This window comes from Pseudomonas sp. TMW 2.1634 (assembly GCF_001703595.1).
Taxonomy (GTDB): domain Bacteria; phylum Pseudomonadota; class Gammaproteobacteria; order Pseudomonadales; family Pseudomonadaceae; genus Aquipseudomonas; species Aquipseudomonas fragi.
In genome coordinates this window covers 4,652,091-4,674,712 of the sequence record NZ_CP016849.1, presented here as the reverse complement: position 1 = coordinate 4,674,712, position 22,622 = coordinate 4,652,091, and the positions used below count along the sequence as shown (strand labels likewise).

The 22,622-nt window shown below is 58.9% G+C and carries 18 protein-coding genes; 9 read left to right on the top strand and 9 right to left on the bottom strand.

Annotated elements, in window-relative coordinates:
- Positions 1-115 precede the first annotated feature (115 nt).
- The 3 genes from cgtA to rplU all read right to left on the bottom strand — a co-directional run bounded on the left by cgtA (position 116) and on the right by rplU (position 2,173).
- Entirely contained in the window at positions 116-1,351 is a 1,236-nt protein-coding gene (gene cgtA, locus BFC21_RS22185) for an Obg family GTPase CgtA (RefSeq protein WP_120266487.1), read from the bottom strand.
- 197 nt (positions 1,352-1,548) lie between these two features.
- Positions 1,549-1,824, bottom strand: coding sequence for a 50S ribosomal protein L27 (rpmA, locus tag BFC21_RS22180; RefSeq protein WP_003443913.1), 276 nt, complete (start codon positions 1,822-1,824; stop codon positions 1,549-1,551).
- A gap of 34 nt (positions 1,825-1,858) precedes the next feature.
- Positions 1,859-2,173, bottom strand: coding sequence for a 50S ribosomal protein L21 (rplU, locus tag BFC21_RS22175; RefSeq protein ID WP_007901869.1), 315 nt, complete (start codon positions 2,171-2,173; stop codon positions 1,859-1,861).
- Between the two features lie 240 nt (positions 2,174-2,413).
- Between rplU and BFC21_RS22170 the strand changes: the two genes are divergently transcribed.
- From BFC21_RS22170 to BFC21_RS22160, 3 genes are all read left to right on the top strand, one after another.
- The gene (locus tag BFC21_RS22170; protein ID WP_016779416.1) at positions 2,414-3,382 is read left to right on the top strand and encodes a polyprenyl synthetase family protein; all 969 of its coding nucleotides are present in this window, start codon (positions 2,414-2,416) and stop codon (positions 3,380-3,382) included.
- 121 nt (positions 3,383-3,503) lie between these two features.
- A complete protein-coding gene (locus tag BFC21_RS22165) occupies positions 3,504-3,845 on the top strand; it encodes a zinc ribbon domain-containing protein YjdM (RefSeq protein WP_016779415.1) in 342 nt (113 codons plus the stop codon).
- A gap of 189 nt (positions 3,846-4,034) precedes the next feature.
- Positions 4,035-4,307, top strand: a complete 273-nt coding sequence (locus tag BFC21_RS22160; RefSeq protein WP_088378937.1) for a hypothetical protein — start codon at positions 4,035-4,037, stop codon at positions 4,305-4,307.
- Between the two features lie 62 nt (positions 4,308-4,369).
- Here the strand turns inward: BFC21_RS22160 and BFC21_RS22155 are convergent, their stop codons facing one another.
- Both BFC21_RS22155 and BFC21_RS22150 read right to left on the bottom strand, forming a co-directional pair.
- A complete protein-coding gene (locus tag BFC21_RS22155; RefSeq protein WP_016779413.1) occupies positions 4,370-4,987 on the bottom strand; it encodes an FKBP-type peptidyl-prolyl cis-trans isomerase in 618 nt (205 codons plus the stop codon).
- Between the two features lie 143 nt (positions 4,988-5,130).
- The gene (locus BFC21_RS22150) at positions 5,131-5,619 is read right to left on the bottom strand and encodes a TIGR00645 family protein (RefSeq protein WP_016779412.1); all 489 of its coding nucleotides are present in this window, start codon (positions 5,617-5,619) and stop codon (positions 5,131-5,133) included.
- A gap of 142 nt (positions 5,620-5,761) precedes the next feature.
- Between BFC21_RS22150 and BFC21_RS22145 the strand changes: the two genes are divergently transcribed.
- The gene (locus tag BFC21_RS22145) at positions 5,762-7,594 is read left to right on the top strand and encodes a hypothetical protein (protein ID WP_095005515.1); all 1,833 of its coding nucleotides are present in this window, start codon (positions 5,762-5,764) and stop codon (positions 7,592-7,594) included.
- A gap of 8 nt (positions 7,595-7,602) precedes the next feature.
- Here BFC21_RS22145 and BFC21_RS22140 read toward each other — a convergent pair whose 3' ends face one another.
- Together BFC21_RS22140 and BFC21_RS22135 are read right to left on the bottom strand one after the other, a co-directional pair.
- Positions 7,603-7,920 (bottom strand): hypothetical protein, encoded by a 318-nt coding sequence (locus tag BFC21_RS22140; protein ID WP_088378935.1) that lies wholly within the window; start codon positions 7,918-7,920, stop codon positions 7,603-7,605.
- A 303-nt stretch (positions 7,921-8,223) separates the two neighbouring features.
- Positions 8,224-10,662 carry a Lon protease family protein gene (locus tag BFC21_RS22135; protein WP_088378934.1) on the bottom strand — a complete coding sequence of 813 codons (2,439 nt, stop codon included), beginning with the start codon at positions 10,660-10,662 and terminating at the stop codon, positions 8,224-8,226.
- 273 nt (positions 10,663-10,935) lie between these two features.
- Here BFC21_RS22135 and BFC21_RS22130 point away from each other — a divergent pair, with 273 nt between their 5' ends.
- From BFC21_RS22130 to BFC21_RS22120, 3 genes are all read left to right on the top strand, one after another.
- On the top strand, positions 10,936-11,424 hold the full coding sequence (locus BFC21_RS22130) for a DUF3015 domain-containing protein (protein ID WP_029611228.1): 489 nt from the start codon (positions 10,936-10,938) through the stop codon (positions 11,422-11,424).
- 79 nt (positions 11,425-11,503) lie between these two features.
- Positions 11,504-13,357 carry a DUF4105 domain-containing protein gene (locus BFC21_RS22125; RefSeq protein WP_120266486.1) on the top strand — a complete coding sequence of 618 codons (1,854 nt, stop codon included), beginning with the start codon at positions 11,504-11,506 and terminating at the stop codon, positions 13,355-13,357.
- Between the two features lie 16 nt (positions 13,358-13,373).
- Positions 13,374-13,667, top strand: a complete 294-nt coding sequence (locus tag BFC21_RS22120; protein WP_088378932.1) for a chorismate mutase — start codon at positions 13,374-13,376, stop codon at positions 13,665-13,667.
- A gap of 117 nt (positions 13,668-13,784) precedes the next feature.
- Here BFC21_RS22120 and gdhA read toward each other — a convergent pair whose 3' ends face one another.
- Positions 13,785-15,122, bottom strand: a complete 1,338-nt coding sequence (gene gdhA / locus BFC21_RS22115) for an NADP-specific glutamate dehydrogenase (protein ID WP_120266485.1) — start codon at positions 15,120-15,122, stop codon at positions 13,785-13,787.
- Positions 15,123-15,483: 361 nt separating this feature from the next.
- On the bottom strand, positions 15,484-17,151 hold the full coding sequence (ettA, locus tag BFC21_RS22110; protein WP_086795841.1) for an energy-dependent translational throttle protein EttA: 1,668 nt from the start codon (positions 17,149-17,151) through the stop codon (positions 15,484-15,486).
- Between the two features lie 256 nt (positions 17,152-17,407).
- Here ettA and BFC21_RS22105 point away from each other — a divergent pair, with 256 nt between their 5' ends.
- Positions 17,408-21,268, top strand: a complete 3,861-nt coding sequence (locus BFC21_RS22105) for an EAL domain-containing protein (protein ID WP_088379575.1) — start codon at positions 17,408-17,410, stop codon at positions 21,266-21,268.
- Between the two features lie 98 nt (positions 21,269-21,366).
- Entirely contained in the window at positions 21,367-22,620 is a 1,254-nt protein-coding gene (gene glyA, locus BFC21_RS22100; protein WP_088378929.1) for a serine hydroxymethyltransferase, read from the top strand.
- Positions 22,621-22,622 lie beyond the last annotated feature (2 nt).

Sequence of the window (22,622 nt, the reverse complement as noted above, 5' to 3'; positions counted from 1 at the left end):
CAACCTATGCCTGAGAGCAGCGCGACCGAGCGCTGCCATGGAATTATTTATGATTACCCATTCGTAGATGCTAAAACGCCGCTCATTGAGCGGCGCTGTAGTTTACTGCAACGAATCAGTCGCGGACGTAAATGATTTCCGGACCATCTTCATCATCTTCATCATCTACATCTTCTTCGTCCCAATCATCTTCACCGATGTCATGGACGCTCTTCACGCCGCTGCGACGCAGGGCACGCTTGTCATCCAGGGCCTGCAACTGCGCACGGGCTTCATCTTCGATGCGCTGATCCAGCTCGGCCAACTCTTGCTTGTAAGCAGGGTCAGCAGCCAGACGATCAGCACGATCCTCCAGATAACGCATGATGTCGTGGCAGAGCTTGTCGGTACCGATCTTGGCAATCGCCGAGATCACATACACCGGGCCGGTCCACTCAAGACGATCAACCACTTCCTTGACGCGAGCATCGTGCTCGTCTTCAGGCAGCGAATCGCACTTGTTCAGCACCAGCCAGCGATCACGCTCAGCCAGCGAAGGGCTGAACTTGGTCAGCTCATTCACGATGACTTCAGCGGTATCAGCAGCACTTTCAGTACCTTCCACCGGCGCCATGTCGACGAGGTGCAACAACAGACGGGTACGCGCCAGGTGCTTGAGGAAGCGAATGCCCAGGCCCGCGCCATCGGAAGCCCCCTCGATCAAGCCAGGAATATCGGCAATCACAAAGCTCTTCCAGCGATCCACGCTGACCACACCCAGGTTTGGCACCAGGGTAGTAAACGGATAGTCCGCCACTTTTGGCTTGGCTGCAGACACCGAACGGATAAAGGTACTTTTACCGGCGTTCGGCAAGCCCAGCAGGCCAACGTCAGCCAACACCTTCAATTCCAGCTTCAGGTCACGCTGCTCACCGGGTTTGCCCGGGGTGGTCTGGCGTGGCGCACGGTTGGTACTGGATTTGAAACGGGTGTTGCCCAGCCCGTGCCAGCCACCATGCACCACCAGCAAACGCTGGCCGGCCTTGGTCAGGTCACCAATGATTTCCTGGGTGCCAGCGTCGATCACCGTGGTACCGACCGGAACACGCAGCTCCAGGTCTTCACCCTTGCGACCGGTGCAATCCGTACTGCCGCCGTTCGAGCCACGCTGGGCATCGAAGTGACGGGTATAACGGTAGTCAACCAGGGTGTTGAGGTTTTCGTCGGCGATCATGTAGATCGAGCCGCCATCACCACCATCACCACCGTTTGGACCACCGTTCTCGATGAATTTCTCACGACGGAAACTCATGCAACCGTTACCACCGTCGCCTGCTTTTACTTTGATCGATACTTCATCAACAAACTTCATATCAAAACGCGCCTCTCGTCATTAGGACGAGCCGTTAAAAACCAAGACATAAGACTCTTGCAAAAATGAGCGCAGCGACCTCAATCAACGACCGTTAAATCCAGCGCCAGCAGCCCATACAAACAGTTTTGCAAGAGACTCACCCCACAAACGAAAAAGCCCCGTCGCAAGACAGGGCTCTTCCAGCTACCAAGCTATTACGCCGCGACGACTGCAGTCTTCGGAACGATGCTTACATAGCGACGACCGAAGGCGCCTTTAACCTGGAACTTGATCACGCCTTCCACTTTCGCGAACAGGGTGTGATCTTTGCCCATACCAACGCCGTAGCCAGCGTGGAATTGGGTGCCGCGCTGACGCACGATGATGTTGCCCGGAATGATAGCCTGGCCGCCATACATCTTCACGCCAAGGCGTTTGGCTTCTGAGTCGCGACCGTTACGGGTACTACCACCAGCTTTTTTGTGTGCCATGAGTCAATTCTCCTAGTGAGGAATTAGGCTGAAATTAAGCCTGAATACCGGTGATTTTGATCTCGGTGTACCACTGGCGGTGGCCCATACGCTTCATGTGGTGCTTACGACGACGGAACTTGATGATGCGGACTTTATCGTGACGACCTTGGGAGATCACTTCAGCCACAACAGTGGCGCCAGGTACAACTGGAGCGCCGATGTTAACGTCGTCGCCATTGGCGACCAACAGAACGCGATCAAAAGTTACGGATTCGCCGGTAGCGATTTCCAGTTTTTCGATCTTCAGGTATTCACCTGGAGCTACTTTGTATTGCTTGCCACCAGTAACGATTACTGCGTACGACATGGTATTTCTCCGATAATCCTGCTCACCCAGCGCTTTATAGGTAAAGGTATTGGCTGGCATGGCTGCATGGGGCTGGAACGGCCCAGATGCAATTGCGTAAGGCAGGTGCTGCCCAGGAAGTTCAGGGTGCGCGATTGTACGCAAGCCAAGTCAGGCTTGCAAGGGGCCGTCCATCCGCCTTGACAGGCCCAGCCCCCCGACCTAGCATGCCGCGCAACCCTTCTGGAGCACCTGTCGCTGATGCAACCCCAAGCTTTCTACCGCGCGGTGGCGGACGATTTTAGCGCCGTCGATGGCATCATCAAGAAGCAGCTGACTTCACGCGTACCGCTGGTCTCAAAAATCGGCGACTACATTACTTCGGCCGGCGGCAAGCGCCTGCGTCCTTTATTAGTGTTGCTGTGTGGCAAGGCCCTGGGGCGCGAAGGCGACGACTTGCGCCTGTTGGCCGCAACCATCGAGTTCCTGCATACCGCGACCCTGCTGCACGACGACGTGGTCGACATGTCGGGCATGCGCCGTGGCCGCAAGACCGCCAACGCCACCTGGGGCAATGCCCCCAGCGTACTGGTCGGCGACTTCCTGTATTCGCGCTCCTTCGAGATGATGGTTGAGCTTGGCTCGATGCCAGTGATGAAAATCCTGTCGCAAGCCACCCGCATCATTGCTGAAGGCGAAGTGTTGCAGCTGTCCAAGGTGCGCGACGCCAGCACCACCGAAGAAACCTACATGGAAGTCATCCGCGGCAAAACCGCGATGCTGTTCGAGGCTTCGACCCACAGTGCTGCGGCGCTGGCAGGCGCCACGCCCGAGCAGAGCGAAGCCCTGCGCACCTTCGGCGATCACCTGGGGGTGGCGTTCCAGCTGGTGGACGACCTGCTCGACTACCGTGGCGACGCCGAAACCCTGGGCAAGAACGTGGGTGACGATCTGGCCGAAGGCAAGCCGACCCTGCCGCTGATCTACACCATGCGCGAAGGCACGCCTGAACAGGCAGCCCTGGTGCGCAAGGCCATCCAGAAAGGCGGCATCGAAGACCTGGAAAGCATCCGCGCGGCCGTCGAGGCCTCCGGCTCGCTGGAATACACCGCACAACTGGCCCGCGATTATGTGGCCCGTGCGATTGTATGCCTCGAAGCCCTGCCGCCAAGCGAATACCGCGATGCGCTGGTTGAACTGAGCGAATTTGCGGTAGCGCGTACACACTGACTACCTGTGGGAGCGGGCTTGCTCGCTCCCACACGGTCAATCTGCCCTGCCATCCCCCGCCCCGCACTAAAACCCTATATAATGCGCGCCTTTTAGCCAGCCTGATTCTTAAGGAGCTTTAGTGAGCACGTTGCCACCCTGCCCAAAATGCAATTCCGAATACACCTACGAAGACGGCGCCCAGCTGATCTGCCCGGAATGCGCCCATGAGTGGTCCGCCAATGGCGTAGCTGAAGAAGCCAGCGATGAAAAAGTCTACAAGGACTCCGCAGGCACTGTGCTGACCGACGGCGACACCATCACCGTGATCAAGGACCTGAAAATCAAGGGGACTTCCCTGGTGGTCAAAGTGGGCACCAAGGTCAAGAACATCCGCCTGTGCGACGGCGACCACGATATCGACTGCAAGATCGACGGCATCGGCCCGATGAAGCTCAAGTCCGAGTTCGTGCGTAAAGTCTGATTCTGCTGCATGCCTTTCTGCGCCCTGCGCAGGAAGGTGCTTCACCCTCCCCACCAAGCAATATCAAAAAGCCAGCCACTTTGATCCGCAGCAGTTCTAACGCAGAAAGATCAGAAATCCGCCAATAGGCACTTGCTATTAATTGAATAAGAATTATTCTCATTGGTATTCATCAAGGAGATGACGACCATGACTTATTTAATTGATGCCTGGCTGGACCGTCCACACCCTTACCTGCGAATCCTGCATCGGGAAACCGGGGAAGTCTGTGCGGTACTGGAAGAAGAAGCACTCAACGAGCTGCAGGACCAGGGCGACCTGGATTTTACCGGGCTCAACTCAAGCGAGCCGGTAGTGCTCAAGGAGCTGGTGCGCAATCTGTTCCTGTTCTGCTATGCCCGGGCATTGCGCCCGTGCGGTACAACTGACACTCACCCGCACCACGCCAAGATACAAATATGACGCGGCCGGTGTAGCTGCGGGTTTGCCAGCAAACCCGCAGCCAACGTCAAACCCCGGGGTTCTTACAGAACGTCCAGCAGCTCAACGTCGAATACCAGCACGCTGTGCGGAGCAATGCTGCCAACGCCTTGGGCGCCGTAAGCCAGTTCGCTCGGCACGTAGATGCGCCATTTGCTGCCGGCGTTCATCAGTTGCAGGGCTTCGGTCCAACCGGCGATCACGCCACCAACCGGGAATTCAGCTGGCTGACCACGATCGTAGGAGCTGTCAAATACAGTGCCGTCGATCAGGGTACCGTGGTAGTGAACACGCACGGTGTCTTCACGGGATGGCTTGGCGCCTTCACCTGCAGTCACCACTTCAAATTGCAGGCCGGAAGCCAGGGTGGTGATGCCGTCTTTCTTGGCGTTTTCAGCCAGGAAAGCCTTGCCTTCGCCCGCTGCAGCTTCTGCCTTGGCAGCTGCTTCAGCTTGCATGATCTCGCGGATCACCTTGAAGCTTGCCGACATTTCTTCCTGGCCTACACGGCTTTCCTTGCCCGCGTAAGCGTCAGTCAGGCCAGCCAGGATGGCGTCCAGGCTGATGCCAGGTGGCGGGTTGTCGCGCAGCTGGTCACCCAGCTGACGGCCAATGCCGTAGCTGACGCGAGTTTCGTCGGTCGACAGATTTACTTCGGACATAACACTGCTCCGCTGTGGGGGTGCCCGGGAAAACCGCGCTAGCCGCGGCTGGCGAACACCCCGAACCAAAAAAAGGGCCAGCAGACTACCACAGCCCCCAAAGCCTTCGCAGCCCGGGTTGGTGTGCAACCTGCGGGCAGCCCTTAGTGTTTGGTCAATTTGTCCAGGTAGCCCATCGCAAACGCCGAAACCACAAAGGTCATGTGAATGATCACATACCACATCAGGTACTCGGTCTCGATATTGCGTGCATCCATGAAGACCCGCAGCAGGTGGATCGAGGAGATCGCCACGATCGATGCCGCGACCTTCATTTTCAACGAGGTGGAGTCCATCGTGCCCAGCCAGCTGAGCTTCTCCTTGTGCTCGTCGATATCCAGTTGCGAGACAAAGTTCTCGTAGCCGGAAATCATCACCATCACCAGCAAACCGCCCACCAGCGCCATGTCGATCAGCGACAGGATGACCAGGATCAAATCTGACTCAGTTAGCGCAAACACGTTGGGGATTACATGAAACACTTCCTGGAAGAACTTCAACGCCAAAGCCAGCAGGCCCAGCGAAAGCCCGAAGTAAATTGGCGCCAAAATCCAGCGCGAGGCGTACATTGCATTTTCGATAAAGCGTTCCATTGAATCTCACAGGACGTAACAAAATGGGCGCGAGTATATCAGTGAGAAAAGCACCGTGTTAAAGGGCTGGAAACAGCCTGTAAAAACATTTTCTGCTAGTGTCCACACTCTCAGCATTGTTTACGGACAGGAAAACCGAACCATGGATCTGCGATTCCCCTTGGCTTGTTTTGGGTTCTCGATGGCAATGCTCGCGGTCGGCGGCTGTTCTCCTGACGACGAACACCAGCAGGCCAGCCTGGAGCAGCGCAGTGCAGCGTTCGAACAGAGCCTGGACGGCATCAAGGATCAGCAACTCAAGGATGCTGTGGCCGACCTCGGCGGCTCCCTGCTGTTGCTCGAACGTGCGCGCCTCAAACTGCAGGACAAGCCGATCGAGACCGAGTACGGCGCCGATGACCTGGCATTGCTCAAGCACTACCCCAGCAGCCAGGCGCTTACCGATACCTATATCAACGGTTTGTTTGTACTGCGCAAACACTCAAGCTCCGATTACCTGACGGACCTGGAACCGGTATTCCCGTTCCCGCTCAACAGTGCAGCCGAGTTCCCGTTCCCCCATGCACTGGAATGGCAGTCGGTGACCCTGAGCAACAAACAAGTGGTGCCCTTCCAGCCGGAGTGGTCCGAAAGCGACCCGGGTATCCAGCTAAGCCCCTCCAGCGCCAACCTGAGCAACCCGGACGACCTGACCGTCACTTACCCCTATATCGACGGGATTGAAACCGCCAATACCCAACAGCCCCAGCCCCTGACCCTGCACGGCAAGGTCGAAGTCATCGCGCCAGGCAAAGTGGTCAACTTCAACCTCACGGCCAAGGACGTGGGTAAAACCCGGACCGACGGCACGATCAGCGTCACCCTGCTGGCACTGGGCAAGAACTTTGCCGAGGTGGACATCGTCAACAGCGCTCCCCTGGCCGAGCAAGTGCGTGACACCCCGCTCAACCCGCTGATCATCCAGGCTCGCGACACTAGCGGGCAGTTCCTTACACGTTCGGGATCGATCAACGAAAATGCCGAGCAACTGGCGTTTTATCAGCAGCAACTGGCCGAGATGCTCAAGCAAACCGCCTGGAGTGACGCGTTCGAGCAGCAACTGGATAACGAGCAAAAAGCCTTCGACCAGTTGCACCCGCACCACTACAGCAAGGTGTTTTTCAACGGCACGGTGGCCAATGTCGATATCAACGTGCTCGACTTCTCAAGCGCCGTTGTAACCCGCAAGTCCCTCGACCTGCCGGTGCGCATGCTGGACAAAAACGTGGTGGGCAAAGAGATCCAGCCCCTGGCGCTCAACGTCGTGGTGTATGACGATCAGGCCGCCAACGCGCTAAAAGACGCCACGCTGACCCCAGAACAGCTGGAAAAAAGCGTGGTGATCAGCCAGTCAGTGGAAGATGCCAGCGCAGCGTCCCTGGAGTTCAGCCACCCGGCTACGTTCAACAGCGAAATGCTCGGCGCGCTCCCGGACAAGTCTGACGCGCCGGTTACCTTCTTTGCCGAAGACGACAAGGGCAATCGCAGCGAGCCGCTGGAATTGCCTGCCGAAGCCTTCGATGTGGACCCGCACGCAGGCGTTATCACCTACGACCTGAACCTGTTCCCCGAAACTCCGGCCTATGCGGTTGGCTCGATCCCGCTGTTTATCGCGGATATCGACAAACAGGTGCTGGATATCGCCCACCTGCCCAAAGGCCTTGAGCTCAAGGGCAATGCCCTGATCGTTGATCAAAACGTGTTCCCGGCCGAGGCCTGGCGCTTTTTTGCCAAGGACGATACGGGGAATTATCTGAAGGAAGTGACTGCCGTCAGCCACAGCACCGAGCCCGATGGACCGCCGGTGTTCGACGTGCATTACTTTTATGGTCAGCCGACCCAACTGGAAAGCTATGCCCGCACCGCGCTCAACCCTGTCGAGTACGGGTTTGAAGTCAAACTCGACAAGGCCCCGGAAGCCAGCACGCCACGATAAAACACTGCCTAGCGCAAGGCGTGACAACGCCCGCCATTGATCTGACGCAGCTGGGCCTGCACATGCAGGCACCAGATTTGCGGGTCGTCAGCCAGTTGATAGCCATGCAGGGTCAGGCTTTCAACGATGGATTCAAGAATGGTTTCGGCCACGAACGGCCCGGGGAAAGGGCCCTGCGCCTTGATCGTGGAGGGTTGTTCGCCTGCCAGGCCCGCGGCGAAGAGCAGCGTCCACATCCCGTTATTGCCTGCCAGCGGTCGAATGCTGCATTCAATACGGGTCACTAGGCCCAAGCATTGGCGAGTAAGGCAAAGGTTGCGCGACATGACGGCGACCCTCGGTAGAGCCTGTCTTCAGCCGCAGACTACGGGCTGCATCGTTCCGGTGACGACAGTGGTGTCCATGCCATCAGAATAGAAGAAATTCTGCGTATGAAAAGCCGCCTATGACCAACGGCTTTGTCGATGGGCATCGCAGATCTGTGGGAGCGGGCTTGCCCGCGATGCCTACGCCGCGAGAGCCCTGACAGACTATGCCTGCCTGCATCGCTGGCAAGCCAGCTCCCACAGGTAATACAGCGCTCACACAATCCGGGCGCTTGGCGCTCCCACAGGTTTCGCTTTAAGGGATCAGGCCGGTTTTTTTGCGGCCAGGGCTTCCGCCAGCAGCTCCTTTTCGGCTTCCTTGAGTTCATCGTCGTTGATCATTTCAGCAATCACCCGCAACCGTTCGACCACACGGGCGTTAACGCTGCCTTCAGGGAACTGGCCCTCGGCATCCGGCTCACCGGCAGGTTCGCCCACCAGCAAACTCAAGGCCTCATCGGCCTGGCGCACCGCGTACACGTGGAACTTGCCCTCGCGCACAGCCTGCAGCACCTTCTCGTCGAGCATCAAGGTCGCTACGTTGGCCTGCGGAATGATCGCACCCTGCTCGCCTGTCAGCCCACGCGCCTCGCAAAGGCGGAAGAAGCCTTCGATCTTCTCGTTAACCCCGCCCACCGCCTGCACTTCGCCGAACTGGTTGATCGAACCGGTAATGGCAAAACACTGCTTGAGCGGTGTTTTGGACAATGCCGAAATCAACGTACAGGCCTCACCCAACGACGCACTGTCGCCATCCACATAACCGTAGGATTGTTCCAGCGCGATACTGGCCGAAATCGCCAGCGGGAACTCCTGGGCGTAACGGCTGCCCAGGTAACCGGTCAGGATCATCACCCCCTTGGAGTGAATCGGCTGGCCCAGATTAACCTCGCGTTCGATATCGACAATGCCGCTGCCACCCGGGTACACCGTGGCGGAAATTCGTGCAGGCACGCCAAACGCCGAGTCGCCGACTTCCAGCACGGTCAGGCCGTTGCATTTGCCCACGGCCGCGCCATCGGTGTCGATCAGGATGATCCCCGCCAGCATGTCATCGAGGATGCGCGCCGACACACGCCCGGTGCGGGTGGCCTTGGCCTTGAGGGCACGCTCGATATGGCCCGCGTCAGTCATCTCGTCGCTCGCCAGGTGACGGATGAAGTCCGCCTCGCTGACCAACTGGAACAAATCACCAATACGCGCCGACAAACGCCCCTGGTGTTCGGCCAGGCGCGCGCTGTAGGTGGCCAGGCGTGCCACGGCCCCGGCGGTCAGTGGCGCCATGCCCTCTTCCGAGGTGCGGGTGGTGAGCAATTGGGCGAACTGCTCCAGGCTCTCGTCGACCATCGGGATGTCTTCGTCGAAATCCACCAGTACGCGGAACATCTCCTGGAAGTCCGGATCCAGGTCCTGCAACGTGTAATACAGCTGGCGCGCACCGATGATGATGACCTTGACCTGCAGCGGGATAACCTGCGGGTTAAGGGTCACGGTGGCCAGGCGGCCCATCTCGCCCAGCGGCGATTCCATTTTCAGCTTGCGCGACTGCAGGGCGCGCTTAAGGGCATCCCAGACAAATGGCTCGCTGAGCATTTTCTCGGCTTCAAGAATCAGAAAGCCGCCATTGGCACGGTGCAAGGCGCCGGGGCGCAGCTGGCGATAGGTGGTGTACAGCGCGCCCTGGTCAGTGCTGTATTCGATACGGCCAAACAGGTTGTCGTAGGTCGGGTGCGGCTCGAACACCACGGGTGCGCCGCCACTCAGCGGCTGGCCCACCACCAGGCTCGGCAGGTATTGCTCCTCAAGCAGCTTGCGCGCCTGGGCATCGGTCTTGCTGTCGTCGACCAGTTGCTCGACCACGGTTTTCAGCAGGTACACCTGCATCGCCTGCAGATAGCCGCACACCGCAGCATTTTCGGCGTACTTCTGCGACAGCGGCGACAGCAATGGCTGCAGGGCCAGGGTAATGGTTTCTTCATTCAACTGGCGCAGCTGGTTGTTCGACTCGCGCTTCCACTGCGGCAGGCTGGCCAGCTCTTCGTTCAGTCGCTCTTCCAGTTCGGAAATATCCTCGTGGAAGCGTTCGCGATCGGCTTCAGGCAATTGCGAGAATTCGGCTTCGTCCAGCGCCTTGCCATCGCTCATCGGCGTGAAGGCCACGTTGCTGCTGTCGCGATACAACGCCACGCCTTTTTCCAGGGCCAGACGCTCGATCACATCCAGCGCGCGGTCATAGCGCTGGTTGAAGCCGCGATCAATCGCGCTTTTGCGCTGCTGATAGGTCGGGTGCTCAAACACGGCCGGGAAGGTTGCCAGCAGGTTGTCGATCAAATGGTTGATATCGCCAATAAAAGCGCCAGCGCTACTGGAAGGCAATTCCAGGGCGCGTGGCTCGCGGGGTTCGTCAAAGTTGTTGACGTAGACCCAGTCGCTCGGCGACTTCAAGCGCTTGCCCTCGGCCTTGAGGTAGCGTTTGACGAACGAGAAGCGACCCGTTCCCGGCTCGCCCATGACAAATACGTTGTAACCCGGGCGTGGCATGGCCACGCCGAACTGCAAGGCTTCGACCGCACGCTCCTGGCCGAGAATGCCGCGAAAAGGTTCCAGATCATTGGTGTTCGAGAAGCTGAACTGTTCAGCAGAAAAAGGACGGGTTAGCGCATCAGGCGCTAGACGCAAGCTGGTGGCAACAGAATCAGGCATCGGGCTTCCTTACATCGGGCGGGGCAGATGGCAGCATTCTGGCGCTGGCTGTACATCACTGGCAAGGCGTACAACACGGGAAAACTCGCCCCCCAGTGTTTACGGGGGTGAAATGTGTTCCGGCAGAGATTGTTTTACAAAAAATCACGGAACCTGCCGATCGTGCCTAGACTCCAAGCTGTTACGCGGCTGGAAGGCATAACTGGCCCGTACTGGCGCTTCAGGGCCAGAAACCCTTGTCCATTGGTTGCACACCTATAGAGAACACAGCTTATGAAACGGATTCTTCTTGGTACTCTCTTTACAGTTGTTTCCCTCAATGCGATGGCCCAGGCACCGGGCGGCCCGAACTGCGGTTGGGGCAACATGCTGTTCGAAGGCCAGCGTGGCACCCCTGCCCACTTCCTGGCATCCACCACCAACGGCACGTCCGGCAACGCCACCTTCGGCATGACCTCCGGCACCAACGGCTGTACCACCAAGGACGCCCTGACCTACGGCGGCAAATCGTGGATTGCCATGAATGGCATGATGAACGAGCTGTCCGAGGACATGGCCAAAGGCAATGGCGAAGCCTTGACCACCTACGCGGTGGTCCTGGGCGTCGCCCCTGAAGACCGCGAGCATTTCGCCGCCGTCACCCACGAGCACTTCCAGCAAATCTTCAGCAAGGCTGATGTGACAGCTGAAGACGTTCACTCCAACACCCTGGCCATCCTCAAGGGCGATGCACGCCTGGCCAAGTACGCCACCGCGGCGTAAGTCAATAAGACCTGCCCGCTCCTCCCGGAGCGGGTATTCTCCAGCTTTACTTCCCTTCGTCTGACAACAGTTGCCGAACATGCTCAAACGCCTTGCCTACCTGGCGCTCTGTGCCTGCGCCCCGCTGTATGCCGCACCCCATATCGACGATCAACGTGTGCAGCAGTTGGCCAACGACCCGTTCTGGATCTCACTGGGGCATTACGAAGCCGGCAAGCTGAGCGGTTGGCGAAGCTATGTCAGCGACGACAAATTCTTTCTCGCACCCGACGGCGCCCATCACCCCGATGCCGAACTGCGCGCCACCGTCGAGGCGTTGTATGCGCCCTTGAGCCTGGGCGACAAGCACCCGCAATGCGTCTACCCGGCCCGCACCCGCTGGCTCAAGGCTCAACTGAACCTGAACGACCTGCCCAAGGCCGAATGCGCAGAGTTCACGCAGTGGTTCAAGGACGTGGCGCCACACAGCACGGTGATGATTTTTCCGGCTGCCTACCTCAACAGCCCGTCCTCCATGTTCGGCCATACCCTGCTACGCATCGACCAGGCCGACGTGCAACACAACAAGACCGCCCTGCTCAGCTATGCGATCAACTTCGGCGCCTATATCGAGGGTTCCGACAACAGCATCCTGTATGCCTGGAAGGGCTTGGCCGGTGGCTATCCGGGCCTGTTTGCCCTGGTGCCCTACCAGGAAAAGCTCTCGGAATACCGCAGCCTGGAAAACCGCGACCTGTGGGAATACCGGCTCAATCTGACACCCGAAGAAACCCAACGCATGGTTGAGCATGTGTGGGAGCTCAAGCAGATCCAGTTCGACTATTTCTTCTTTGACGAAAACTGCTCTTATCGCCTGCTGGAACTGTTGCAAGTGGCCCGTCCCGGCCTGCAACTGACCACGCAATTTCCGCTAACCGCCATCCCCACCGACACGGTAAAAGCGGTCAAGGAAGCCGGGCTGGTGGAAAGCATCGAATACCGCCCGTCCCGCGAACGTGAATTGCTGGACCGGGCCAAAGCCCTCGACCCCGAAGAGCAGCAATGGGTATTGCAGGTCAGCGCCGATCAGGCCCAGTTGCAAAACCCGACATTCAAGGCGCTGCCCAAAGCGCGCCAGGCACTGATTATCGACGCCGCCTACCGGCTTGAGCGTTACCGGGCCAATGGCCTTGAGCGTGACCCGGCGCGCTCACAGCGCAGCTTTGAACTGTTGCGGGCGATCAATCAGAACCCGGCGCCCGAACTGCAGGTGGAAAAACCCGAGCTGCCCGAAAACGGCCATGAGTCGCGCACCTGGCAACTGGGTGCCGGTAGCCGTGACGACAAGGCCTTTGCCGAGTACGGCTTGCGCATGGCCTACCACGACCTCAACGATAACGGCCCGGGCTTCCCTCTGGGCGCGCAGATTGAAATCCTGCAACTCAAGCTGCGTCAGTACGAAGGCAACAAGTGGCAAGTGCAGCAACTGGACCTGGCCAATATCCGCTCCCTGACCCCGCGCAATGACCTGCTGCAACCCTGGTCATGGCAAGTGGGCGGCGGGCTGGAACGGGTGCTGGGCAAACACGGCGACGAAAACCTGGTCAGCCATGTCAACGGCGGTGCAGGCGGCACCTGGCAATTGGCGGACAACCTGCTCGGTTTCGCGCTCGGTACGGTGCGCATCGAGCACAACAACGACTTCGCGGCGTTTGTGGCCCCTGCTGCCGGCTTTGATACGGGGCTACTGTGGCGTAACCCGGTGGGCAACCTGAGCGTGGAAGCCAAGGGCGACTACTTCACCAACGGTGAAATCCGTCGTAGCTTGAGCCTGAATCAGCAATGGGAAATTTCGCGCAACCTGGGCCTGCGCCTGAGCGCACAGCGTGAGTTCAGCAAACTGAGTTCACCCATCAACGAAGTGATGCTGGAACTGAAGTGGTATCACTACTGAAAGGAGGTTTTACGACATGGCTGTTAACTGTGATTCCCTTGAGCAAGTGCGCGAGAAAATCGACGGACTGGATCGCCAGATTGTCGGCTTGATCGCCGAGCGGGGGGCTTACGTATCGCAAGCGGCACGTTTCAAGAAAGACAGCGATGCGGTCAGGGCGCCGCAGCGGGTTGAACAGGTGATTGGCAAGGTACGGGGCCTGGCCGATGAGCTGGGCGCCAACCCGGACGTCGCTGAGAGCGTGTACCGCGCCATGATCGCCGCCTTTATCGAACAGGAACTGACGGAGCATCAGGCGCTTGCAAAATAGACAACGCCCATGTGGGAGCGGGCTTGCTCGCGATTGGATCGACGTGATGCAGCAGATACACCGCGTCGTTTGCATCGCGAGCAAGCCCGCTCCCACAGCGGGGGTTGGAGGGAGGGCCTAGACCACGCCCTGGGCCAGCATCGCGTCAGCAACTTTGACAAAGCCCGCAATGTTCGCGCCTTTTACATAGTTGATCCGGCCATTTTCTTCGCCGTAATGCACGCAAGCATGGTGGATCGACTGCATGATGTTGTGCAGCTTGCTGTCCACTTCGCCCGCCGTCCACAGCAGGCGCATGGCGTTTTGCGACATTTCCAGCCCGCTGACCGCCACGCCACCGGCGTTGGACGCCTTGCCCGGCGCGAACAAAATACCGGCCTCGATAAACAGATCGACCGCTTCCAGGGTAGTCGGCATGTTCGCGCCTTCTGCCACACAAACGCAGCCATTGCTCAGCAATGTACGCGCCGCTTCGGCGTCCAGCTCATTCTGGGTCGCACATGGCAGCGCGATATCACATGCCAGGTTCCACGGGTGCTGCCCCTCCAGGAACTCCACGCCGAACTGCCCGGCCAACTCGCTGATACGCCCGCGCTTGACGTTTTTCAGCTCCATCAGTGCTTCCCACTGCTCCTCGCTCAGACCGGCCTCGCAGTACAGCGTGCCTTCAGAGTCCGACAGCGAGATCACTTTGCCGCCCAGGTCCATGACCTTGCGCGCCGCGTATTGCGCCACGTTACCCGAACCGGAAATCGCCACGCGCTTGCCATCGATACGCTGACCGCTGCGCTTGAGCATTTCCTGGGCGAAGTACACACAGCCAAAGCCGGTAGCTTCAGGGCGGATCAGGCTGCCGCCATAGCTCATGCCCTTGCCGGTCAGTACGGAAGTGAACTGGTTGCTCAGGCGCTTGTACTGGCCAAACATAAAGCCGATTTCGCGCGCACCCACACCGATGTCGCCTGCTGGCACATCAACATCCGAACCGATATGGCGATACAGCTCGCTCATAAAGGCCTGGCAGAAACGCATGACTTCGGCGTCGCTCTTGCCCTTGGGGTTGAAGTCCGAACCACCCTTGCCGCCGCCCATAGGCAGCGAGGTCAGGGAGTTCTTGAACGTCTGCTCAAAGGCCAGGAACTTGAGCACGCCCAGGTTCACCGACGGGTGGAAACGCAGGCCGCCCTTGTACGGGCCAATGGCACTGTTCATCTGGATACGGAAGCCGCGGTTGACCCGCACCTTGCCTTCGTCATCCACCCAGGAAACGCGGAACACGATCGCACGCTCAGGTTCGCAAATGCGCTCAAGAATGCCTGAAGTCAGGTAATGCGGATTGGCTTCAAGAAATGGCCACAGACTGCGCAGAACTTCTTCCACTGCCTGATGGAATTCAGGCTGGTCCGGGTCACGTTTTTTCAGGCGGGCAAGGAACTGGTCGACGGATTCGATCATGGTAAGTCTCGGCAAATTTATTGTCGTTAAACGGAGATTGACCGGAACTTTATCAATTCATGTGGCACCGCGACAGCGCAAAATGTCGCAGTTCTGAATTTAAATGGTGCATTTATATAAATAGCACCGATTTATCGGGGTTTTGCGCACCAAAAAAATACTTCTTGTACCCAGTTTTGCACCAACTTATAAACGCCAAAACCCCATTGTGGGAGCGAGCTTGCTCGCGATGGCATCCCTACGTCGTGTCAGGGAGACCGCGTCGTCTGCATCGCGAGCAAGCCCGCTCCCACAGGGACAGTATTGCTCTGCCAAAAAAAACGGAGCCCCGAGGGGCTCCGTCTTTTCTTGCAAACCGCCCTTACTGGGCCAGTTTTTTGTGACGCACACGGTGCGGCAGGGTAGCCGCTTCGCCGAGGCGCTTTTTACGGTCGGCTTCGTACTCGGTGTAGTTACCTTCGAAGAAGATCGCCTGCGAGTCGTCTTCGTACGCCAGGATGTGAGTCGCGACGCGGTCAAGGAACCACCGGTCGTGAGAGATCACAATGGCGGCGCCAGGGAAGTCCAGCAGGGCTTCTTCAAGCGAACGCAAGGTCTCAACGTCAAGGTCGTTGGACGGTTCGTCGAGCAGCAGCACGTTGGCGCCCTCTTTCAAGGTCAGGGCCAGGTGCAGGCGACCACGCTCACCACCGGACAGGTCCTTGACGAACTTCTGCTGATCGCCACCCTTGAAGTTGAAACGACCTACATAGGTACGCGACGGAATTTCGTAGTTACCGATACGGATCACATCGGAACCGTCAGAAATCGCCTGGAATACGGTCTTGCTGCCATCCAGGTCGTCACGGCTCTGGTCCACACAGGCCAGTTGCACAGTGTCACCGATTTCAATGCTGCCCGAATCCGGCTGCTCCTTGCCCATCAGCATGCGGAACAGGGTCGACTTACCGGCACCGTTACCGCCGATCACGCCTACGATGGCGCCTTTAGGCATGGCGAACGACAGGTTGTCGATCAACACGCGATCGCCATAACCCTTGGATACGTTCTTGAACTCGATCACCTTGTCACCCAGGCGCGGACCGGCCGGGATGTAGATTTCGTTGGTTTCGCTGCGCTTCTGGAATTCCTGCGATTGCAGTTCTTCGAAACGCTGCAGACGGGCCTTGGACTTGGACTGACGCGCCTTGGCGCCTTTACGTACCCATTCCAGCTCGTCTTTCATGGCCTTTTCATGGGCCGACTGTTGCTTGGATTCGGCAGCCAGACGATCGGACTTGGCTTGCAGCCAGCCCGAGTAGTTGCCTTCGTAAGGAATGCCCGCGCCACGGTCAAGTTCCAGGATCCAGCCTGCGACGTTGTCCAGGAAGTAACGGTCGTGCGTAATCGCAACCACGGTACCCGGGAAGTCGTGCAGGAAGTGCTCCAGCCAGGCCACCGAATCAGCATCCAGGTGGTTGGTCGGTTCGTCGAGCAGCAGCATGTCCGGGGCCGACAGCAGCAGGCGGCACAGGGCCACACGGCGTTTTTCACCACCCGACAGGTGCTCGACCTTGGCATCCCAGGCCGGCAGGCGCAGCGCATCGGCGGCGACTTCCAGCTGGCGCTCAAGGTTATGGCCGTCGCCGGCTTGCAAAATGGCTTCGAGCTTGGCCTGTTCAGCGGCCAGCTTGTCGAAGTCGGCATCCGGGTCGGCGTATTCGGCGTAAACCTGATCCAGACGCGCCTGGGCGTCCTTGATCACGCTCACGGCTTCTTCCACCACTTCGCGTACGGTCTTGTTTGGATCCAGCTGCGGTTCCTGCGGCAGGTAGCCGATGTTCAGGTCTGGCATCGGACGCGCTTCGCCGTCGAACTCGGTGTCAACGCCCGCCATGATTTTCAACAGGGTGGATTTACCCGAACCGTTGAGGCCCAGCACGCCGATTTTGGCGCCCGGGAAAAACGACAGGGAGATGTTTTTCAGGATTTCCCGCTTCGGCGGCACAACTTTGCCCAGCCGATGCATGGTGAAAACGTATTGAGCCATGGAGAACCTAGGGTCAGTGACGGGTGAATAAGGCGCGAGCAATGCCCGGATCAGGCCATAGCAGAAAGTCAGGGACTGATCGAGATCAATGCCTGCTCGCAGAAAAAGCACAAATGTAGACGCCAGAATCTACCTGAATGCGCGAGGCAGGGCAAACCAGCGCAGACCAGAGGACTGGCACTTTGCCACAACCCAAGGCATGCTTGGCGCCTTTAGGGGGCCTCGCGCCATTGCCGCCAAATTGCAGGATCACAAGTTGCCCAATGTCACCGCGCCCACTATTGTCAAAGCGTCCAACCCATTATTGGGGACGCCTGTGCGCGGAACGCTGAAAAGTGCATTGGCGGCGCTGGTTTTACTGCTGCTGGCCATGCTGTTCTGGTTGTTGATCGAACAGTTCCAGGAAACCCTGCAGCAAGAGCGCCAGGCCAGTATCAATTACAGTGCCGACCTGGCCGACCACATTGGCCTGAGCATGGCCCTGCGCGCTGAAACCGCCCTCAACCTGCTGCCTGTGGACAAGTCGCCGAAAACCGTGCGCCAGCAACAGGCCCTGGTCAAACAACTGAGCCAGTCCCTGCCCGCCTTGCAAAGCCTGGCACTGGTCAGCCCTGAAGGCGAAATCCTGCTCGACAGCCTGGGCACCAGCCCCGATGCCGCCAACCTGGCGGACTGGATCCGGCACAGCCCGTCGCGCAGCCGCACCGAGGGCTATTACTTCAGCAATAACCGTGACGCCAGCGTCATCTATCTGTTGCTGCGCCAGCCCAGTGGCACCATCAATGGCTACTGGCTGCTGCGCATGAGCCCGGATTTGTTGCAAAACCTGACCCATCAGAATGCCAGCAGCCAAAGGCCGCAATGGCTGGTGGAGAACAGCCAGACCCGCAAAGTCCTTAGCCGGGCGGATAAGAACGTGACCCCCGCCTCCACCCTGAACCCGGAGGATGAGGAAGACACCGTTCTGTTGACGCCCATCAACCACAGCGACTGGCAACTGCGCGGGCTGTTCAATGACCGCCAGGCGATCGAGCACCTGCTGCCCGGCCTGATCGGCAAATGCCTGCTTGGCCTGCTGTTTTCATTGCTGCCGATCATTGCCCTGCTGAACATGCGCCGCCGTCAGCGCCAGCTGCATGAAGGCCGGCGGCGCTATCACGATATTTTTGAAGGCACCGGCGTCGCCCTGTGCGTGCTCGACCTGTCCAGCCTGCCGGGGTTTCTCGACCGCGAAAAACTTCACGACGGCGACGCCCTCAAACAATGGCTGGGCGATCACCCCGAGCATCGCCGTCAATTGTTCGAGCAATTGCGCATCACCGAGGTCAATCAGGTGGCCATGCAACTGCTGGAGGTCGACTCCGGTGAGGGCGCCTGGCACAAGCTGATCAACGGTTGCCCGTCGACCAGCACGGCCATTGGCTATCAGATTGTCGAGGCCGTGCTTGAGCAACAACAGCAACTTGAGCTGGAAATAAAACTCACCGATGCCAATGGCCGCGACCAGCATTTATGGCTGGTGCTGCGCCTGCCTGCGGATCACGAGGATTACCACGCGGTGATCCTGAGCATCAGCGACATTACCAGCCGCAAGCTGATCGAACTGTCCCTGCAAGAGCGCGAGAGTTTCTGGTCCGATGTGGTGCGCACCGTGCCCGACCATCTTTATGTACAAAATGTGATCAGCCAGCGGATCATCTTCAGCAACCACCACCTGGGCCATACCCTGGGCTATAGCGCGGTCGAGCTGCAGGAAATGGGCGCGTACTTCTGGGAGTTGCTGCTGCACCCCGAAGACGCCGAGCGTTATCACCAGTTGCGCAAAGAACAGCGGGAAAACGGCTACAAGCAACTGCTGCAATGCCAGTTGCGCTTTCGCCATCAGCAAGGCACCTGGCGGCGCTTCGACATCCGCGAGCAGGCGTTCGCCCGTGACACGGGCAACCAGGTCACGCGCATTGTCGGGGTGGCCAAGGACATCACCGACCAGATCGAAGCCAGCGAGTCATTGCGTGACAGCGAGCAACGCTACCGGATGCTGGCTGAAAGCATCAGCGACGTGATTTTCTCGACCGACAGTTCGTTGCGCATGAACTACCTGAGCCCGTCCATACAAACCGTATTGGGGTATGAGGCGCAGTGGGTGTTCGACAATGGCTGGCAATCGATCATCGCCACCCCGCAACAACTGGAAGGGGTCAACAGCCTGATCGAGCGCATCCGCGCCGCACTGCACAAGCCCCAGCAACTGTCGGCCCTGCGCGCCCAGGTGCAAACCCAGCTGTTTTTGTTCGACTGCCTGCGCGCCGACGGCCACAAGGTGCCCATCGAGTTGCGCCTGGTTCTGGTGTGGAATGAGAACGATGGGTTTGAGGGGATTCTGGGCGTAGGCCGCGACATGAGTCAGCAGCGCCGTGCCGAAAAAGACCTGCGCATGGCCGCCACGGTGTTCGAACACTCCACCTCGGCCATCCTCATTACTGACCCTGCTGGTTATATCGTGCAGGCCAACGAGGCCTTCAGCCGAGTCAGCGGCTACGCCGTGGCGCAGGTGCTCGATCAACTGCCAAGCATGCTCACCGTGGATGCCCAGCAGCGTGCGCACCTGACCTATGTGCTCAAGCAACTGCATGTGCATGGCACCTGGGAGGGTGAGGTCTGGCTCAAGCGCCTGAACGGCGAGCACTACCCGGCCTGGGTCGGCATCACCGCAGTGCTCGATGATGAAGGCGACCTGGCGAGCTATGTGTGTTTTTTCAGTGATATCAGCGAGCGCAAGGCCAGCGAGCAGCGCATTCACCGCCTGGCCTATTACGACGCCCTGACCCACCTGCCCAACCGCACCCTGTTCCAGGACCGCCTGCACACCGCGCTGCAACAGGCCGAGCGTAACAAGTCGTGGGTGGTGCTGATGTTCCTCGACCTTGACCGTTTCAAGCCGATCAACGACTCCCTGGGCCACGCCGCTGGCGACCGCATGCTCAAGGACATGGCCATCCGCTTGCTGGCCTGCGTCGGTGACGACGATACCGTGGCGCGCATGGGCGGTGACGAGTTCACCCTCCTGCTGCAACCGCGCACCACCCGCCAGCAGGCCTTGAACCGGGCCATCAATGTGGCCGAGCAGATCCTCGCCAGCCTGGTAAAACCTTTCGTGCTCGAAAGCCGCGAGTTTTTCGTGACCGCCAGTATTGGTATCGCCCTGAGCCCGCAAGACGGCAACGAGCTCAGCCAGCTGATGAAAAACGCCGACACCGCCATGTACCACGCCAAGGAGCGCGGCAAAAACAACTTCCAGTTCTATCAGGCGGACATGAACGCCAGCGCCCTGGAGCGCCTGGAACTGGAAAGCGACCTGCGCCATGCCCTGGAGCAGCAGGAGTTCATCCTGTTCTACCAGCCGCAGTTCAGCGGCGACGGCAAGCGCCTGACCGGCGTCGAGGCGCTGTTGCGCTGGAACCACTCAAGGCGTGGCCTGGTTCCACCTGGCGACTTTATCCCGGTACTCGAGGAGTTGGGCCTGGTGGTGGAAGTCGGCGACTGGGTGCTGGCAGAGGCCTGCCGCCAGCTCAAGCACTGGCACCAGGCCAAGGTGCGTGTGCCCAAGGTGTCGGTGAATATCTCGGCGCGCCAGTTCTCCGATGGCCAACTGGGCACGCGCATCGCCACGATCCTCAAGGAAACCGGCCTGTCCCCGGCCTGCCTTGAGCTTGAACTGACCGAAAGCATCCTGATGCGCGAAGTCAGCGAAGCCCTGCATATCCTCGCCAGCCTGAAAAACCTCGGCCTGAGCATTGCCGTGGATGACTTCGGCACCGGCTATTCGTCGCTCAACTACCTCAAGCAATTCCCCATCGATGTCCTGAAAATCGACCGCACCTTTGTCGACGGCCTGCCCAGCGGCGAGCAGGACGCGCAGATTGCCCGGGCCATTATTGCAATGGCCCACAGCCTGAACCTGGCGGTGATCGCCGAAGGCGTGGAAACCCACGAACAGCTGGATTTCCTGCGCGAACACGGCTGCGACGAAGTGCAAGGCTACCTGTTCGGGCGCCCGATGCCAGCCGATCAACTGGTGGAGCAACTGCAAGCGGCAAGCTCACAGCTGCAAGCTTGAAGCTCATAGTTGCCCACCGTGAATCGCATTCATATGCCAGATAAAACCCATTGAGTTAGAATGCCCTCCTTTTCTGCCCCCGATCCTTGAGGACCGCCATGTTCAGCCGTGATTTGACACTTGCCAAGTTCGACGCCGACCTTTTTGCCGCCATGGAGCAAGAAGCTCAGCGCCAGGAAGAACACATTGAGCTGATCGCTTCGGAAAACTACACCAGCCCAGCGGTCATGGAAGCTCAAGGCTCGGTTCTGACCAACAAATACGCCGAAGGCTACCCAGGCAAGCGCTACTACGGCGGCTGCGAATACGTAGACGTGGTAGAGCAACTGGCTATCGACCGTGCAAAAGAACTGTTCGGCGCCGATTACGCCAACGTTCAGCCGCACGCCGGTTCCCAGGCCAACAGCGCCGTTTACCTGGCCCTGCTGTCGGCTGGCGACACCATCCTGGGCATGAGCCTGGCTCACGGCGGTCACCTGACCCACGGTGCCAGCGTTTCGTCTTCGGGCAAGCTGTACAATGCCATCCAGTACGGCATCGACGCCAATGGCCTGATCGACTACGACGAAGTTGAGCGCCTGGCCGTTGAGCACAAGCCAAAAATGATCGTGGCCGGTTTCTCTGCCTACTCGCAGGTACTGGACTTCCCGCGTTTCCGCGCCATCGCCGACAAGGTTGGCGCCTACCTGTTCGTGGACATGGCTCACGTAGCCGGTCTGGTGGCTGCTGGCGTTTACCCGAACCCGGTTCCATTTGCTGACGTGGTGACCACCACGACTCACAAAACCCTGCGTGGCCCGCGTGGCGGCCTGATCCTGGCCAAAGCCAACGCCGACATCGAGAAGAAGCTGAACTCGGCTGTATTCCCGGGTTCGCAAGGCGGCCCGCTGGAGCACGTTATCGCCGCCAAGGCCGTGTGCTTCAAGGAAGCCCTGCAACCCGAGTTCAAGGCTTACCAGCAACAAGTGGTGAAAAACGCTCAGGCGATGGCTTCGGTATTTATCGAGCGTGGCTTTGACGTGGTATCGGGTGGTACTGAAAACCACCTGTTCCTGCTGTCGCTGATCAAGCAGGAAATCTCCGGTAAAGACGCTGACGCCGCTCTGGGCAAAGCGTTCATCACCGTGAACAAGAACTCCGTACCGAACGATCCACGCTCCCCGTTCGTAACCTCGGGTCTGCGTTTCGGTACTCCGGCGGTGACCACTCGCGGCTTCAAGGTTGAAGAATGCCGTGAACTGGCTGGCTGGATCTGCGACATCCTGGCTGACATCAACAACGAAGCCGTTATCGACGCCGTTCGCGAGAAAGTCAAAGCCATTTGCGCCAAGCTGCCGGTATACGGCAACTGAGT

What these genes read in the sequence shown, in the direction of transcription:
- rpmA (WP_003443913.1), bottom strand. Translation starts at nt 1,824, where the DNA reads ATGGCACACAAAAAAGCTGGTGGTAGTACCCGTAACGGTCGCGACTCA.
- BFC21_RS22135 (WP_088378934.1), bottom strand. Translation starts at nt 10,662, where the DNA reads ATGCCTGATTCTGTTGCCACCAGCTTGCGTCTAGCGCCTGATGCGCTA.
- cgtA (WP_120266487.1), bottom strand. Translation starts at nt 1,351, where the DNA reads ATGAAGTTTGTTGATGAAGTATCGATCAAAGTAAAAGCAGGCGACGGT.
- BFC21_RS22125 (WP_120266486.1), top strand. Translation starts at nt 11,504, where the DNA reads ATGCTCAAACGCCTTGCCTACCTGGCGCTCTGTGCCTGCGCCCCGCTG.
- BFC21_RS22160 (WP_088378937.1), top strand. Translation starts at nt 4,035, where the DNA reads ATGACTTATTTAATTGATGCCTGGCTGGACCGTCCACACCCTTACCTG.
- BFC21_RS22140 (WP_088378935.1), bottom strand. Translation starts at nt 7,920, where the DNA reads ATGTCGCGCAACCTTTGCCTTACTCGCCAATGCTTGGGCCTAGTGACC.
- rplU (WP_007901869.1), bottom strand. Translation starts at nt 2,173, where the DNA reads ATGTCGTACGCAGTAATCGTTACTGGTGGCAAGCAATACAAAGTAGCT.
- glyA (WP_088378929.1), top strand. Translation starts at nt 21,367, where the DNA reads ATGTTCAGCCGTGATTTGACACTTGCCAAGTTCGACGCCGACCTTTTT.
- BFC21_RS22120 (WP_088378932.1), top strand. Translation starts at nt 13,374, where the DNA reads ATGGCTGTTAACTGTGATTCCCTTGAGCAAGTGCGCGAGAAAATCGAC.
- BFC21_RS22130 (WP_029611228.1), top strand. Translation starts at nt 10,936, where the DNA reads ATGAAACGGATTCTTCTTGGTACTCTCTTTACAGTTGTTTCCCTCAAT.
- BFC21_RS22145 (WP_095005515.1), top strand. Translation starts at nt 5,762, where the DNA reads ATGGATCTGCGATTCCCCTTGGCTTGTTTTGGGTTCTCGATGGCAATG.
- BFC21_RS22170 (WP_016779416.1), top strand. Translation starts at nt 2,414, where the DNA reads ATGCAACCCCAAGCTTTCTACCGCGCGGTGGCGGACGATTTTAGCGCC.
- gdhA (WP_120266485.1), bottom strand. Translation starts at nt 15,122, where the DNA reads ATGATCGAATCCGTCGACCAGTTCCTTGCCCGCCTGAAAAAACGTGAC.
- BFC21_RS22155 (WP_016779413.1), bottom strand. Translation starts at nt 4,987, where the DNA reads ATGTCCGAAGTAAATCTGTCGACCGACGAAACTCGCGTCAGCTACGGC.
- ettA (WP_086795841.1), bottom strand. Translation starts at nt 17,151, where the DNA reads ATGGCTCAATACGTTTTCACCATGCATCGGCTGGGCAAAGTTGTGCCG.
- BFC21_RS22150 (WP_016779412.1), bottom strand. Translation starts at nt 5,619, where the DNA reads ATGGAACGCTTTATCGAAAATGCAATGTACGCCTCGCGCTGGATTTTG.